Origin of the sequence: Streptomyces sp. NPDC093018 (assembly GCF_040684035.1) — a bacterium.
GTDB lineage: Bacteria > Actinomycetota > Actinomycetes > Streptomycetales > Streptomycetaceae > Streptomyces > Streptomyces murinus.
The window spans coordinates 66,415-81,491 of the sequence record NZ_JBFBFF010000001.1 but is presented as its reverse complement, the minus strand read 5'-3'; the positions used below and the strand labels follow the sequence as shown (position 1 = coordinate 81,491).

At 72.1% G+C, this 15,077-nt stretch carries 12 protein-coding genes and 1 pseudogene; 3 read left to right on the top strand and 10 right to left on the bottom strand.

The features are described from left to right. Positions 1 to 118: 118 nt before the first annotated feature. Positions 119 to 835, top strand: a complete 717-nt coding sequence (locus AB0N90_RS00355) for a methyltransferase domain-containing protein (protein WP_365192042.1) — start codon at positions 119 to 121, stop codon at positions 833 to 835. Positions 836 to 904: 69 nt separating this feature from the next. Here the strand turns inward: AB0N90_RS00355 and AB0N90_RS00350 are convergent, their stop codons facing one another. The 4 genes from AB0N90_RS00350 to AB0N90_RS00335 all read right to left on the bottom strand — a co-directional run bounded on the left by AB0N90_RS00350 (position 905) and on the right by AB0N90_RS00335 (position 4,766). Then, complete coding sequence (locus AB0N90_RS00350) at positions 905 to 2,146, bottom strand: MFS transporter (RefSeq protein WP_365192041.1); 1,242 nt, start codon at positions 2,144 to 2,146, stop codon at positions 905 to 907. Between the two features lie 148 nt (positions 2,147 to 2,294). Then, positions 2,295 to 2,918: an SIS domain-containing protein gene (locus AB0N90_RS00345; protein ID WP_361669395.1), complete on the bottom strand. Its 624-nt coding sequence runs from the start codon at positions 2,916 to 2,918 to the stop codon at positions 2,295 to 2,297. A gap of 86 nt (positions 2,919 to 3,004) precedes the next feature. After that, positions 3,005 to 4,243, bottom strand: a complete 1,239-nt coding sequence (locus AB0N90_RS00340) for a glycogen/starch synthase (protein WP_365192040.1) — start codon at positions 4,241 to 4,243, stop codon at positions 3,005 to 3,007. 202 nt (positions 4,244 to 4,445) lie between these two features. Then, a complete protein-coding gene (locus AB0N90_RS00335) occupies positions 4,446 to 4,766 on the bottom strand; it encodes a hypothetical protein (protein ID WP_365192039.1) in 321 nt (106 codons plus the stop codon). A 68-nt stretch (positions 4,767 to 4,834) separates the two neighbouring features. On the opposite strand from AB0N90_RS00335, the pseudogene AB0N90_RS00330 reads away from it, so the two are divergent. Then, a pseudogene (locus tag AB0N90_RS00330) lies at positions 4,835 to 6,208 on the top strand (carbamoyltransferase C-terminal domain-containing protein). A 339-nt stretch (positions 6,209 to 6,547) separates the two neighbouring features. Here AB0N90_RS00330 and dnaK read toward each other — a convergent pair. From dnaK to AB0N90_RS00300, 6 genes are all read right to left on the bottom strand, one after another. Next, a complete protein-coding gene (gene dnaK / locus AB0N90_RS00325) occupies positions 6,548 to 8,455 on the bottom strand; it encodes a molecular chaperone DnaK (protein ID WP_365192038.1) in 1,908 nt (635 codons plus the stop codon). Positions 8,456 to 8,545: 90 nt separating this feature from the next. Continuing rightward, the gene (locus tag AB0N90_RS00320) at positions 8,546 to 9,769 is read right to left on the bottom strand and encodes an FAD-dependent oxidoreductase (RefSeq protein ID WP_365192037.1); all 1,224 of its coding nucleotides are present in this window, start codon (positions 9,767 to 9,769) and stop codon (positions 8,546 to 8,548) included. Beyond that, the gene (locus AB0N90_RS00315; protein WP_361669351.1) at positions 9,766 to 9,960 is read right to left on the bottom strand and encodes a ferredoxin; all 195 of its coding nucleotides are present in this window, start codon (positions 9,958 to 9,960) and stop codon (positions 9,766 to 9,768) included. Before AB0N90_RS00315 ends, AB0N90_RS00320 begins: the two co-directional genes overlap by 4 nt. Positions 9,961 to 10,022: 62 nt before the next feature. Continuing rightward, entirely contained in the window at positions 10,023 to 11,252 is a 1,230-nt protein-coding gene (locus AB0N90_RS00310; RefSeq protein WP_365192036.1) for a cytochrome P450, read from the bottom strand. Positions 11,253 to 11,363: 111 nt separating this feature from the next. Further along, positions 11,364 to 12,017 (bottom strand): TetR/AcrR family transcriptional regulator, encoded by a 654-nt coding sequence (locus AB0N90_RS00305; protein ID WP_365192035.1) that lies wholly within the window; start codon positions 12,015 to 12,017, stop codon positions 11,364 to 11,366. Positions 12,018 to 12,129: 112 nt separating this feature from the next. Continuing rightward, entirely contained in the window at positions 12,130 to 12,909 is a 780-nt protein-coding gene (locus AB0N90_RS00300; RefSeq protein WP_365192034.1) for an alpha/beta hydrolase, read from the bottom strand. A gap of 367 nt (positions 12,910 to 13,276) precedes the next feature. Between AB0N90_RS00300 and AB0N90_RS00295 the strand changes: the two genes are divergently transcribed. After that, positions 13,277 to 15,076, top strand: a complete 1,800-nt coding sequence (locus tag AB0N90_RS00295; protein ID WP_365192756.1) for a hypothetical protein — start codon at positions 13,277 to 13,279, stop codon at positions 15,074 to 15,076. The last annotated feature ends 1 nt before the right edge of the window (position 15,077 follow it).

Below are 15,077 nucleotides of genomic sequence, written 5' to 3'. Positions count from 1 at the left end.
AGCCTTCGAACACCCGCCCGTGCGGCCGAAATCATTCGGTGTGGGCGAGCACCTCGTCCGTGTCTCCCCCGTCCGTGCTGTCATGACCCGGGACGAACTGCCGGGGGAAGGAACCCAGATGACGGAGCGCACCAGCTACGAGCGATCCCTCGAACGAAGCCGCGCGGCTTCGAGCCGACCGGACCGTCCGGACACCTTCACCATGGCGGGCCTCGAATGGGACCTGCTCGACGATGTCTTCGCGCCGCCCTTCTCCAGGACAACCGAGACGGCGATGGACATCCTCGGCCTGACCGGCACCGAGGCGCCCCTGCTGCGGGCCGGCGGTTCGTTCCTGGAGGTCGGCTCAGGCACCGGGATCATCGCGGTCATGGCCACGCTCCGGGGCGCCGCACGGGTGGTGGCCACGGACATCAACGCGCGCGCCGTGGAGAACACCCGCCGCAACGCCGGGCGCCACGGTGTCGGCGACCGGCTGCGGGCCGTACACAGCGACCTGTTCGCCGCGCTCGACGACGGCGAGCGTTTCGACTGCGTGTACTGGCACTCCAACTTCGTGCTGGCCCCGGACGACTACCGCTATCGCAGCGACCACGAGCGCGCCTACATCGACACCGGCTACCGCGCCCATGAGCGCTACCTGGTGGAGGCCCCCCTGCGGCTCGCCCCCGGCGGCAAGGCCCTCCTCCAGTTCAGCGACCGCGGCGACCTCCCCCGCCTGACCGCCCTGGCCACGGCGCACGACCGCCGGCTGAAAGTCCTGCGCCGGCACAGCTTCCTGGAGGGTACGGAGACGCTGGAGCACATCCTGCTGGAGATCCGCGGGGCGTCCTGACGTCCCTCGGGGAGCCGATCACGGGACGGGCGCGGGTCCACCGATCACGGCCGGGCCCGCGCCCCCGTCTCACACCTGCTGCCCGAGTTCCGCCGTGTCCTTGGTGAGGGCCGGGGTCTGGGTGGCGGTGACGCTTTTGCGGAGGCGGCCGAGGCCGGCGGCCGCGGTCAGCAGGGCCAGGGTGGCGGCACTGACCGGGAGCAGGTAGCTGTTCCCGGCGTCGAAGCGCTCCACGGACCAGCCCGCGAGCATGCTGCCGAGGGAGGAGCCGCCGAGGAGGCTGGTCACGGCCAGGGTCATGCCCTCGTTGATCTGGGAGCGCGGGATCAGTTCCTGGACCAGGCCCATGCCGGTGATCATGGTCGGCGAGGTGGCCATGCCCGCGATGAACATCAGCGGCACAAGGGACCACAGGCCACTGGCGAGGGTCAGCGGGAGCATCAGTACGGCCATGCCGCCGACGCCCATCAGGAAGCGGGTGGTGCTGGAGCCGCGCAGGGTGAGCATGCCGAACAGCAGGCCCGCGAGCGCGGAGCCGACCGCCTGGAGGGCCAGGACCAGACCGGCCGAGGACTTGTGGTGCAGGGAGTCGGTGAACGCGATCGTGACGACTTCGAGGGAGCCGAACAGGGAGCCGGTGAAGAGGAAGACGAGCATCATCACCTGCAGGCCCCGGTTGGTGAGCGGGGAGCGGGAGGCCGAGGGGTCGGCGGGCTGGACCGGCGGTTCGGTGCCGCGCTGGAGGGAGAAGAGGACGGTGCCGCCCAGGGTCAGGATCAGCGGTGCGATCCGGCCCGCCTCGGGGGCGATGCCGGTGGCCAGGCCGACCACGATGATGGGGCCGAGGACGAAGCACATCTCGTCCAGGACCTGCTCGAACGAGTTGGCCACATGCATGCGTTCGTCGTCATTGCCGTAGAGCTCGGCCCAGCGGGCGCGGGCCATGCCGCCGACGTTCGGCGCGGTGGCGGACAGCACGTTGGTGACGAACAGGGTCCAGGTCGGTGCGTCGGTGGCGAGGCAGATGACCAGGGCGGCCGACATGGCGGCCGACCAGATGGCCGCGGGGATGGCCGTACGGGACTGGCCGTAGCGGTCGACGAGGCGGCCGAGGAGCGGGATGGTGATCAGGGTGGCGGCGAGGGACGAGCCGCCCACGGCGCCGGCCAGCGCATAGGAGTGGCGCATGGCGGCGACCATCACCACGGTGCCGACGCCGGACATGGACAGGGCGAGCCGGGCCAGGAAGCCGGTGGTGGTGAAGCCGACGCTCCCCTTGGCGGAGAACAGTCTGCGGTACGGGGCGAACATGTGTGGTCTCTCCATTGCGGGGCCGTGGGGGGAGGACTGGACGGACAAAAGGGGGCGGGCCGCGGTCACCGGGTGCGCGAAGGGGCTCGGGAGTGCGGCGTCGTGGTCCTCAACGCCCCGCACAAAGGCTGGAGTTGAGGATAGTGCCTTACCGAACCCGGGCTGTTGTCGCGCCGGTCAGCTCGGCGGTGGAGGCGCCCACGAACGCCCGCATGTGGCGGGTGAGGATATGGGCGAGGGACATATGGATGTCCTCCTGTTCCTCGATCGAGTCGGCGGGCGCGAGGACGTAGGCGTCGCACAGTTCGCGTGCGAGGCCCCCGTCGGGTCCGAGCAGGCCCACGGTGATCAGGCCGTTGGCCCGGCCGTAGCGCAGCGCCTCCAGCACATTGGGCGAGTTGCCGCTGGTGCTGATGCCGACGACCAGGTCGCCGGGCCGGGCGAGGCCCGCGAGCTGGCCCGCGAAGACCTGGTCGTAGCCGAAGTCGTTGGCCCACGCGGTCAGCGCGGGGACGTGGTCGACGAGGGAGACCGTGCGCACCGGGGGCCGGCCGGTGGTCCTGGTGTTCTTGGAGAGGTCGACGGCGAGATGCGAGGCGGTGGCGGCGCTGCCGCCGTTGCCGCAGACGAACAGGGTGCGTCCGGCCAGGTATGCCTGCTCGAAGGTCTCCGCGAGCCAGGTCAGATCGGTGGTGGACACCCTGGCGAGGGCCTCTTGCATCCGGGAGAGATAGGACGTGATCTCGGTCTGCCGGTCGAAGGCTTCGGCCATGAGTGGGGAACCCCGTTCGCATGTCTGGTGGCGGTGGTGAGAGGGAGGAGGCGGCGGTGGAAGAGGTGGAGGGCGGGCGCGATGGGTCACGGTCGGCGGGTGTAGAGCGCGGCCGTGTCCCGGGCGGCCCGTGACCAGGACCAGTCGCGGGCCATGGCCCGGCGGCGCCCCGCGGTCACCTCGGCGCGCGGCCCGGCGAGCCAGTCCATGGCCCGGAGCATGGTGTCGCGGAGCCCGTCGGCGGTCAGCTCTGCCAGGGTGAATCCGGTGCCGTGGGCCGGGTCCGCGGCGAGGTCCGTGACCGTGTCGCACAGTCCGCCGACCGCACTGGCCACGGGCAGGCAGCCGTAGGTCATGGCGATGAGCTGGTTGAGGCCGCAGGGCTCGACGCGGGAGGGCATCACGGTGAAGTCGGAGCCCGCGTAGGTGAGCCAGGCGGAGTCCTGGTCGAAGCGCGGGACGTGGGCGACGGCGGCGGGCCGGGTCCGGGCGAGTGCTCCCAGCCCGGTGACGAGGGCGGCGTCGCCCTGGCCGACGACGACCAGTTGCGCGGAATGGTCGCGGGTCAGCTCGGTGGCGGCCTCGATGAGGAGGTCGACGCCCTTTTCGGGGACGATACGGGTGCACACGCCGAACAGCGCGGCGTCCGGGTCCTCCTTGAGGCCGAGGCGCCGTTGCAGCAGAAGCTTGTTGGCGCGTTTGCCCTCATCGACCGTGTCCGGTGTGTAGGGGCTGGTCACGCGGCCGGTCGCGGCGGGCTGCCACAGCCGGGTGTCGATGCCGGCGACGATCCCGGTCAGCGGGAGCCGCTCCAGCGCGGCGCCGATGGCCGTGCCCGCCAGCTGGGCGAGGAGTTCCGTGGCGTAGGTGGGGCTGCCCGTCGTCGCGGTGTCGGCGGCGAGCAGTCCGAGCAGCAGCAGGCTCGCCTCCTCGCCGTGGTCCGCCAGCGCGCTCTGCCAGGCGGCGGGAAGGGCCAACTCGCCGATGTCGGCGGGCTCGACGCGGCCGGTGTACCACGCGCTGTGCACATTGGCGAGGAGCACGGGCGCCGGGGCCGTACCACGCAGGGTGCGCAGCTGGGCCAGGGCGGGGCCGGACTGCCAGTCGTTGCCGTGGACGACGTCGTAGCGGCGGCCCGAGTCGGCGAGCCAGCGGGCGACGCAGGCGCCGTAGAAGGCGGCCCGTGCGGTGGCGTCCGTGAACTCCACGTAGTGCGCGTCGCGGTAGAGGCCGGGGCGGTCGTACCAGTGGTCGGCGCGCAGCAGGAACACCTCGCCCTGGCCGTCGCGGCCGAGGAGCCGTTCGACGCGGGCGGGTGAGTCCACCCCGGCGACCGGCAGCGACGGGCACCGCCACACGGTCTCGGTCCCAGGCCGTGCCGCTCGACGAGCCAGGGGTAGTACGGGACGACCAGGTCATGGACGATGCCCAGGTCCTGTTCCAGGGCGCGTGGGAGGGCCATGGCGGTCTGGCCGAGGCCGCCCTCCACGAAGTAGGGGGCGAGCTCCTGGGTGAGGTAGAGGCATCTCATGGCTGTTCCGTCCGCTCGGGGCGGGCCGGCAGCAGCCACAGGCCCATGATGTGCATGTCGGGGTTGACCGGGAGGGTGATGCGGGCGCAGCGCGCCGGGGGGCTCAGCACCGACTCGGCCTGCCACAGGCGGGGTTCGGCGCCGGGCTCGGGGCGGCCGCCGACGTCGTAGAGGAAGGAGCTGTGGGCGAAGCAGGTGTCCTCGAAGGCGGGCTCCCGGGAGAGGAAGTCGCTGAGGCGGACGCGGACGGGGGTCGTGGCGTCCTCGTGCTCCAGGGTCAGGATCTCGCTGACCGTGCCGCCCGAGCCGGCCCCCACGACGCGCAGGGCGGTGGCCCGCAGCGGCGCGGCGAGGTGGAGGGTCTGGCAAGGCGGGTTGGACGGACGTGGCGGACCGCTTCCGCCCGGTCGACCACCATCTCGCGCACGCGGCCTCCGCCTACTACCCGAGCGGCTTCGACTCCGCCCTGTGCGTGGTGTCGGACGGCATGGGCGAGACGGAGTCGCTCTCCGTCTACCAGGCCCGTGCAGGGGAGTTGAAGAAGCTGCACAGTCAGCCGATCTCGCAGTCCCTGGGCTTTCTGTACTCCATCTGCACCCGGTTCCTCGGCTTCGCCTCCAACTCGGACGAGTACAAGGTGATGGGGCTCGCCGCCTACGGCGATCCGGAGCCCTACCGTGCGTTCTTCGAGCGGCTGGTCACCTTCGACGCCGCCACCGGCTCCCTCGCGGTCGACTGGCCCAACGGGGCCTTGCGGCAACCCGAGTCGGGCTATCCGAGGGCCATGCGGTACCTGGCCGAGGCCGCCTTCCCGCCGCCCACGCAGAGCGGTGAGGTCGTACCCGCGCACGCCGATTTCGCGGCCGCCCTCCAGGCCCGTCTCACCCAGGTACTGGTCGCCCTGGTCTCGCACTGGCTGGAGCGCACCGGCGAGACCTCGCTCTGCCTGGCGGGCGGCACCTTCCTCAACTGCCGGGCGAACCAGTCGATCTGCGATCTGCCTGCGGTCGAGCGGGCCTTCACCCAGCCGGCGTCCGGGGACGACGGGACGGCGCTCGGGGCGGCCCTGCACATCAGCCACCGGCTGGGCGGCCGGTACGTCGGGGACGCGGCGGGATTCCAGCCGTACACCGGGCCGTCGTACACCGCCGACGAGGTGCGCGGTGCCCTGGACGAGCGGGCGGACGGCGTCACCTGGAGGTACGCCGGGCTCACTCCCGAGTACTACGCGGCGGCCGCCCGGGATCTCGCGGAGGACCGGATCATCGCCTGGTTCCACGGGCGGATGGAGTTCGGGCCCCGCGCCCTCGGCAACCGGTCCATCCTCGGGCTGCCCAGGGGGGAGCGGATCAAGGAGCGCATCAACAGCCTCGTGAAGTTCCGGGAGCCGTTCCGGCCCTTCGCCCCCGCGGTGCTCGCCGAGGACCGGGACCGGATCTTCACGACCCGGGCCCTCGCGCCGACCCGCTACATGCTCTGCACCGCCGGGGTACGGGACGAGCAGCGCGCCGCGGTGTCCGGCATCGTGCACGCGGACGGCACGGCCCGCATCCAGGACGTGCGCGAGGAGTAAAACAGCGTCTTCTGGACCCTGCTGCGGGCCGTCAAGGAGCGGACCGGCACGGGGTGTGTCGTGAACACCTCGTTCAATGTGAAGGGGCAGCCCCTGATCATGGATCCGGGGACGGCGATCGACACGTTCCTGCGCACCTCCCTGGACCGTCTCTACATCGAGGGCTTCGTGGTGGAGAAGCCCTGATCGGTGCGGCGGCCGGTGCGCAGGATCCCGGCGCAGGTCAACGGGCGTGCGTCCGGGGTGACATGACGGACGGGGGCTTCGTGTCCGAGGGGCTCCAGGCCCAGGGCGCCGAGCTGGGGCCCAGGGTCTCGGCGATGTCCGCGAGGCCGGATGCCAGGGGCTCGTGGGCGCCGGTGCGCTCGACGGTGCAGCCGGGGATCGGGGGCCCGGCCGCCAGGGCACAGTCCGGCGCGCCGTCCTCCGGCGCCCGTGCCGGGTCGTCCGCCGCCGCACGGCCACCGGACCCGGCACCGCCCCCGCGCGCGGGGGCCGCGGCCGGGGGCAGGTCCTCGTCCGTCGTCAGCCCGCCTCGGGCCGGTCGTCGTCGACGATCTCGGCGTCCACCACCTCGTCGTCCTCCGCGGCGGACCCACCGGGCGCCGAGTCACCGGACGCCGACCCGCCGGAGGCGCCCGCGCCCGCCGCCCCGCCCGTGCCCTGCTCGCCCTGGGCGCGGGACTGCTCGTACAGCGCCGTGCCGATCTTCTGGGCGGACTGGGCCACTTGGTCGGTGGCCCGGCGGAGGGTGGCGGTGTCCGTGTTCTCGTCCTTGAGCTTCGCCTTCAGTTCGGCGAGCGCCGCCTCGGTCTCGTGCCGCGCCTCGGCGGAGATCCGTTCGGGGTTGTCGCTGATGAGCTTCTCGGTCTGGTAGACGAGCTGTTCGGCCTGGTTGCGGGTCTCGGCGGCCTCGCGGCGCTGCCGGTCGTCCTCGGCGTGCTGCTCGGCCTCGCGGACCATGCGGTCGATGTCGTTCTTCGGCAGCGCGGAGCCGCCGGTGACGGTCATCTTCTGCTCCCTGCCGGTGCCGAGGTCCTTCGCGGACACATGCATGATCCCGTTGGCGTCGATGTCGAAGGCGACCTCGATCTGCGGGACTCCGCGCGGTGCGGGCGGCAGACCGGTCAGCTCGAACATGCCGAGCTTCTTGTTGTAGGCGGCGATCTCGCGCTCGCCCTGGAAGACCTGGACGGACACCGAGGGCTGGTTGTCCTCGGCGGTGGTGAAGATCTCCGAACGGCGGGTGGGGATCGTGGTGTTGCGCTCGATCAGCTTGGTCATGATGCCGCCCTTGGTCTCGATGCCGAGGGACAGCGGGGTGACGTCGAGCAGCAGGACGTCCTTGACCTCGCCCTTGAGGACACCGGCCTGGAGCGAGGCGCCGATCGCGACGACCTCGTCCGGGTTGACGCCCTTGTGCGGCTCCTTGCCGGTCAGCTCCTTCACCAGGCCGGTGACGGCGGGCATCCGGGTCGAGCCGCCCACCATCACCACATGGTCGATGTCGGACACCTTGATCCCGGCGTCCTTGATCGCGTTGTGGAACGGCGCCTTGCAGCGGTCCAGCAGGTCGGCCGTCAGCTGTTCGAACTGGGCGCGGGTCAGCTTCTCGTCCAGGTGCAGCGGGCCCTCGGCGGAGGCGGTGATGTAGGGCAGGTTGATCGTGGTCTCCGAGGAGCTGGACAGCTCGATCTTCGCCTTCTCGGACGCCTCCCGCAGCCGCTGCACGGCCATCTTGTCCTTGCCCAGGTCGATGCCGTAGTGGTTCTTGAACTGCTGCACCAGGTGGTCCACCACGCGCTGGTCCCAGTCGTCGCCGCCCAGGTGGGTGTCGCCGTTGGTGGCCTTGACCTCGATGACGCCGTCGCCCATCTCCAGCAGGGACACGTCGAAGGTGCCGCCGCCGAGGTCGAAGACGAGGACCGTCTGCTCGTCCCCCTTGTCCAGGCCGTACGCGAGGGCGGCGGCGGTCGGCTCGTTGATGATCCGCATGACGTTCAGGCCGGCGATCTCCCCGGCCTCCTTCGTCGCCTGCCGCTGGGCGTCGTCGAAGTAGGCCGGGAGGGTGATCACCGCGTCCGTGACGTCCTCGCCGAGGTACGACTCGGCGTCCCGCTTCAGCTTCTGGAGCACCCGCGCGGAGATCTCCTGGGCGGTGTAGTGCTTGCCGTCGATGTCGCCCTGGTCGGGGAAGCGCCAGGAATGATCGCCCATGTACCGCTTGACCGAGCGCGCGGTGCGCTCCACGTTGGTCACGGCCTGCCGTTTGGCGACCTCGCCGACCAGCACCTCGCCGTTCTTGGCGAACGCCACGACCGAGGGAGTGGTCCGCGCGCCCTCCGTGTTGGTGATGACGGTGGGTTCGCCGCCCTCCAGGACCGAGACCACCGAGTTCGTCGTCCCGAGGTCGATTCCGACCGAACGCGCCATGGTGAATCCTCCCTTGCCGGCTGCTCCCCCACCCGTGTTCCCCGGTCCTCCTCGCCTATAGGTCCTGCATGAAACGTGAGCTACCTCATGTCAAGTCTGGTCCGCTTCCGGCGGGCCGTCCAGGGCACGGGTCCACTCGGTTCCGGCCGCGAGCGCCGCACGCCAGGGGCGCAGCACGCGGGGCGGCATGCCCACGGCGAGCGCTCCGGTGAGTGCCGTACCCCTGCGGTAGGCGACGAGGAAGCCGCCGTCCGCCGGGTCGCCGTCGACCACCCGGGCCTCGTCGTGATCGCGCAGGTGTCCGAACGCCTGGATCCTGAGGTCGTACTGGTCGGACCAGAAGGACGGCACCGGCGCGAACGGTTTGGCCTGCTCGGGGGCGAGAAGGTTGCGGGCGGCGGCCATGCCCTGTTCGGCCGCGTTCGTACGGTGCTCCACGCGCATGTCGGTGCCGAAGAGCGGGTTGTGCCAGCGGGCCACGTCGCCCGCGGCGTAGATGCCGGGCGCGGCGGCGCTGTACCGGTCGCAGGCCACGCCGTCGGCCAGTCGCAGCCCGCTGTCCTCCAGCCAGTCGGTGTTGGGCTCGGAGCCGATGGCGATCAGGACGTCGTCGGCCGGGATCGTGCTGCCGTCGCTGAGCAGCACGCCGGTGGCCCGGCCCGCCCCGGTGGTGATCCCGGCGACCTTGGTCCCGGTCCGCAGATCCACGCCGTGATCGCGGTGGACCTGGGCCAGATGCGTGCCGACCTGCTGTCCGACGGCGTGCGCGAGGGGCACGGGGGCGGGTTCCACCAGGGTGACCCTCGCGCCGAGGGTACGCGCGGCGGCGGCGACCTCGGCGCCGAGGAACCCGGCGCCCACCACGACCAGCCGGCCTCCGGCGGTCAGCCGCTCGCGCAGGGCGACGGCGTCCCCGAGGTCCCGCAGGACATGGACGCCGGGTGTGTCGCACTCGGGCAGCCGGCGCGGCCGGACCCCGGTGGCGATGATCAGACCGTCGTACGTCAGGCTCGTGCCGTCGGCGAGGGTCACGGTGCGGGTCGCCGGGGCGAGGGCGGCGGCGGGCACGCCGAGCCGCAGGTCCAGGGCGAGGGCGTCCAGATCGGCCGGGCGGCGCAGATGCACCCGCTCGGGCTCCCAGGCGCCGGTGAGGACCTGCTTGGACAGCGGCGGCCGGTCGTAGGGCGGATGCGGTTCGCCCCCGACGAGGGTGAGCGAGCCGTCGTAGCCCGCGCGGCGCAGGGTCTCGGCGGCCGTCAGACCGGCCGCCGAGGCCCCCACCACGACGATGCGGCGTGGCGGGGCGCTCGTCACGCCTCCACCAGCCGGATCGCGGCGGCGGGGCAGATCGCGGCCGACTCCCGTACGTCCTCGTCGTGTTCAGGGCCGGGGTCGGCGTCCAGCAGCTGCACTATGCCCTCGTCGTCCTGGTCGAAGACCTGGGGTGCCACCAGGACGCACTGTCCGGAGGCGACGCATTTGGGCTGGTCGACTTCCACGCGCATGGGTTCCTCGTCTCATGGTTCGTGATGGTGCGGGTGTGCCGTGTGGTGCATGCTGTGAAGTGCTACCAGGAGATGGGTAGTTCATAAACGCCGTAGACGAAGCCATCGTGCTTGAACTTCAGTTGATCGAAGTCCGTGGCCAACGCCAGCGTGGGGATGCGGGAGTAGAGCGTGCTGTAGGCGACCTGGAGTTCGACGCGGGCGAGCGGCTGGCCGAGGCACTGGTGAATGCCGTAGCCGAAGGCGATATGGCGGCGGGCGTCGCGGGTGAGGTCGAGCCGGTCGGGGCCGGGGAAGACGCCGGGGTCCCGGTTGGCGATGTCGTTGGCGAAGATCACACCGTCACCCGCGCGGATCAGCTCACCGTCGATCTCGATGTCCTCCAGCGCGACGCGCCGCCGCCCGGAGTGGACGATGTTCAGATAGCGCAGCAGCTCCTCGACGGCGGCGGCGACCTTCTTGGGGTCCTCGCAGTCGCGCAGCAGGGCGAGTTGGTCCGGGTTGCGCAGCAGGGCCACGGTGCCGAGCGCGATCATGTTGGCGGTGGTCTCGTGGCCGGCCACGAGCAGCAGGACGCCCATCTCGGCGGCCTGGCGCCGGGTCAGCTCGCCGGTGGCGACGCGCTGGACGGCGAGCTGGGAGAGCACGTCGTCCTCGGGGTGCGCGAGTTTGGCGGCCAGGAGTTCGTCCAGGTAGTCGGTGAGCGCCTCGGACGCGGCCAGCAGCTCCTCGCGGGTGGAGGTGCTGCGCACCAGGACGCGGCTGTGGCGCTGGAAGAAGTCGTGCCGCTCGTACGGCACTCCGAGCAGCGCGCAGATCACCAGGCTGGGCAGCGGCAGTGCGAACGCCTCCACCAGGTCGGTCGGGTTGGGCCCGGCGAGCATCTCCTCGATCAGGTCGTCCACGATCCGCTGCACGGACGGCCGCAGGGCCTCGACCTTCCTGATCGTGAAGGGGGCCGTCACCATGCGGCGCAGCCGGGCGTGTTCGGGGTCGTCCATGGTGAGGAAGGTGGTGCGGGTCCGGTCGCGCTCCTGGGTCGCGGCGCTGCGGTGCGGGTAGCCGGGGCGCCGGGGGTCGGCGCTGATGCGCGGGTCGCCGAGCAGGGCCCGTACGTCCTCGTGGCGGGTGATCATCCAGGGGCTGCTGCCGTCCCAGATGCGCACCCGGGAGACGGGCCGCTCGCTCTGGAGGTCCTTCAGGGCGGGGGGCGGATCGAAGGGGCATCCGGTGGCGCGGGGCATGGGGTGCTCGGGGAGCCCGGTCGGCGTGTCCACGACTGTCTCGGTCACAGCTGCCTCCTCGGCAAGGGGGGCACCCAACACCCCTAACGGTGTTAGGTGCTTCGGGCAACTTTAGGGATCGTGGGGGGCACGTCAACGGTGCCCAAGGGTTCGCCGTCGCTATCCGGCCACGATGCGATCGAGCAGATCGTCCGCGCGCTGGATGAGTCCGCGGCGGTCGACCTCGTAGGGCAGCGCCATCGCGATGGTGACGATGCCGTGCAGCGCCGACCACAGCAGCAGCGCGTCCTGCCCGGTGCCCACCTGCCCGGAGCGGTCCGCGTCCAGCGCGGCCAGCGCCTCCTCCCAGGCGCCGAGCACCAGCCACACCGGGTGGCGCGGCGAGTCCTCGCGGGGGCCGACGATGCGCTCGACACCGAACATCAGCCGGAAGCGCCGGGGGTTCTCCAGCGCAAAGGTGCAATAGCGGTGGGCCATGGCGCGCAGGGCGGCGCGGGGGGTGTGGGGGGCGCGGGAAAGGTGGGGGGTGTGAGGGCCGTGAGGGGTCCTGCCGTCCCGTGCGTCCCGCAGCTCGGCGACCAGTTTCTCGTAGGCCCGGCGCGTCACCGTCGCGACCAGGTCGGAGCGGTCCTTGAAGTGCAGATAGACGCTGGGGGCGGCGATACCGACCTCGCGGGCGACCGCGCGCAGCGACAGCGCCTCCTCGCGGCCCGACTCGGCCAGCAGCCGGGCCGCGGCCGCGAGGATCTCCTCCTTCAGGGCGCCGCCCTCGCCCCACTGGCTCGGGGCGCGACGCTTGAACGTCTCGGTCACCTGTGCTCCCTCCGTTGCCCGCCTGCCGGGTGAAGCATTATCGGAGGTGGCCGAATATCTGTCGCCCCGGGTGCCGGCGTCCCCGTGCCCGGGAACGCCGGCACCGCTCGGCTCAGGCCCCCCGGACCGCCGTCGGCCCCAGGTGCCGGGCGAAGAAGCGGGCCGCGCTGTCCGACTCGAACCGGGGCAGCTCCTTGTGCCGCCCGGAGTTGGCGTGCAGCGTCTTCTCCTTCGAGGCGAACGCGTCGAAGAGGGCCAGCGCGGCGGCGCGCGGAATGTGCTCGTCGTCCCACTGCATGGCGTACTCGACGGGGATCGTGATCCGCCCTGCCGCCTCGGCCAGGGCGTCGGGCCAGTGCAGCCCAAAGACCGCCGCGGTGATCCTGGGATCGTCCGCCACGAACGGCACGCCGATCGCGGTGGCCATGTTCAGACCGAAGAAGCCGACGGGCCCGCCGGTGCCGATCTCCGGCAGTTCCTGGAGGGCGTCCAGGGCCGCCCGCCACTCGGGGACGGCGCGCTCGGCGAGTTGGGCGTTGTAGCGGACCACGATCGGACCTTCCGGCTCGCCCGCCTCCCGGGCCCGGTACAGCGCGGCGATCTCCTGCTCGTCGTACGCCGTGCGCGGCCGGTCGCCGTGGCCGGGCGCGTCGACGACGGCGACATGGAAGCCGCAGCCGGTGACGAGCAGCCGGGCGCGGCCCGTCATCGCAGGCCACCTCTTGTGCGTGCCGCCGCCGTGGCCCATGAACACGAGGGGCGCCCGCTCGGGGCCGGAGGCGGGCGACCAGAGCACGCCGGGGATGTCGCCCAGGACGAAGTCGCGCTCGATCACGCCATCGGCCGATGTCCGCGTGGTGAACTTCAGTGTGTGCGCAGAGTGTTGTCTCATCGGTTGCTGCCTTTCGGGAATGCCTTGTCGGTGCGGCGCTCCCGGCGGCAGCTACGTCAGCCGCTCGACCGTGACGAAGAGGGGAGCACCCATACGGATACCTCGGTCATGGGTCTCACCTCCTTTTCCTGGCGCACGGTCAGCGGAAAGCTATCAGCCCGATCGCCGCCCCGTCGAAGGGTTTTCGACGGGTGCGCCGCGGCTGCCCGCGGGGGCGGCGGCCGGATCGAGGGCGGCTCCCGTCCCCGCGGGCGCCGCGTCCCTGATCCCTGTGCGTGTTCCCGGAGTTACGGCTCGATAGCATCGGGTCTACGGCCGGAGGAACGCCGAATCGATCAGGCCGGGACGGGGATACGCGCCAGTGGTGATGGGTGGGGCGGCACGGTTGCGGGTGCCGGTGGGGGCGGACGCGGAGCGCTGGGTCACGCGGGCGGGGTGCCGCCGGGTGCTGCTCGTGGTGCACAACGTGACGTCCGCGACCCGGCTGCTGGATGTGCTGCCCCTGTTCGGCGGGGACGTACGGCTCCAGTTGTTCGCCACGTGCACCGGGTCCTCGCCGTTCCTCGCGGGGGTGGTCGAGCTGCTGACGGGCATGGGGCTGCCCGTCCTGCCGTGGGAGCAGGCCAAGGAGACCACGTTCGACCTGGCCGTCTCGGCGAGCTACGGCGGCGAACTGGACGAGATCCTCGGCGAGTTGGTCGTCCTGTCGCACGGGATGGGCTACAACAAGCGGCTCGCCGCACCGGACGCCGAACAGCAGTCGGCCGCACCGGTCTTCGGGCTCTCGCCGGACTGGCTGCTGCACCGCGGCCGTCCGCTCGCCGCGGCCACCGTCCTGTCCCACCCCGAGCAGCTGGAGCGGCTGCGCGCCTCCTGCCCGCAGGCCGCGCCCACCGCCGTACTGGCGGGCGATCCCTGCTACGACCGGCTCATCGGCGCGCTCCCGCAGCGCGAACTCTTCCGCCGCGCCCTCGGCGTGGCCCCCGGGCAGAAGCTGGTCGTCGTCAGCTCGACCTGGTCGTCGCGGTCCCTGTTCGGCGCGGCGCGGGCGAGCTCACGCGAGGCGGCCGAAGCGGACGATCTGCTGCCCTGGCTGCTGTCCCGGCTGTCCACTGAGCTGCCGGCCGACGAGTACCGCTCCCTCGCCGTGCTGCACCCGAACATCTGGTACGGGCACGGTCCCGGCCAGGTCAGGGCCTGGCTCGACCATGCCCGGCGGGCCGGCCTGGACGCCGTACCGCCGCTCGACTGGTGGCGGCAGGCGCTGATCGCGGCGGACTGTGTGCTCGGCGACCACTCCAGCGTCACCTACTACGCGGCGGCCATCGGCGCGCCCGTACTCCTCGGGGCGTTCCCGCAGGACGCGCTGGACCCGCACTCCCCGGTGGCCGCGCTCGGCCGTACGGCACCCCGTCTGGTCCGGCGCGGCAGTCTGCGCGCCCAGATCGACACGGCGATCGCCGCCCACGAGCCGGACCGCTACGCGCACTTCGCCGAGCAGGCAAGCTCCGCACCGGGCGAGTCCGCGGGGCTGCTGCGCCGCCTCTTCTACCGCCTCATGGACCTGCCGGAGCCCACCGGCCACACCGCGCTGCTCGATCCGCTGCCACTGCCGCCCCACCAACCGGCCCGTCGTACCACGCCCGTTCGGGTCTTCGCCGAGGTGACCGAAGGCCGGACACCGGAGGTGGTGCTCGTACGGCATCCGGTGTCCGGCGACGCCCCCGACCCGGCCGACGGACTCGCGGCGGCGCCCGAGGCGTACGCGCACACGGCGGTCGACGAGGAGACCCGCGAGGCCGGCCGGCTGCGCCTCGCGGACGTCGTCCTGCGCCACGCCCCCGCCGACGACCCGCGCCTCGGCCCGCCCGGCGCCTGGACCGCGGAGGCGCTGGCCCGGTACCCCTACGCCGCGCTGGCGGCCTACGCCGACGGCCCGGACCGCTGCGTCGTCCGCACCCGCCAGGGCGATCTGCTGCGCCTGTCCGCCGCCCCCGCCCCCGACGGCCGCCCGGATCTGTGCGACCCGGCCGCCTACGCCTCCGCCCTGCACACCTGGCTCACCACCGGCCGCAAACTCTCCGAGGCCATCCCCGAACTGACGGTCCGCACCGGCACGGTGACCCACCGGGTGACGATCGAGCGAATGCCGACGCGTCCGGCGTAGT

Bases quoted from the DNA above. Each gene is read 5' to 3' on its own strand.
- AB0N90_RS00355 (WP_365192042.1), top strand. From the start codon at position 119: ATGACGGAGCGCACCAGCTACGAGCGATCCCTCGAACGAAGCCGCGCG.
- AB0N90_RS00350 (WP_365192041.1), bottom strand. From the start codon at position 2,146: ATGTTCGCCCCGTACCGCAGACTGTTCTCCGCCAAGGGGAGCGTCGGC.
- AB0N90_RS00345 (WP_361669395.1), bottom strand. From the start codon at position 2,918: ATGGCCGAAGCCTTCGACCGGCAGACCGAGATCACGTCCTATCTCTCC.
- dnaK (WP_365192038.1), bottom strand. From the start codon at position 8,455: ATGGCGCGTTCGGTCGGAATCGACCTCGGGACGACGAACTCGGTGGTC.
- AB0N90_RS00315 (WP_361669351.1), bottom strand. From the start codon at position 9,960: ATGCGCGTGGAAGTCGACCAGCCCAAATGCGTCGCCTCCGGACAGTGC.
- AB0N90_RS00300 (WP_365192034.1), bottom strand. From the start codon at position 12,909: ATGAGACAACACTCTGCGCACACACTGAAGTTCACCACGCGGACATCG.
- AB0N90_RS00295 (WP_365192756.1), top strand. From the start codon at position 13,277: ATGGGTGGGGCGGCACGGTTGCGGGTGCCGGTGGGGGCGGACGCGGAG.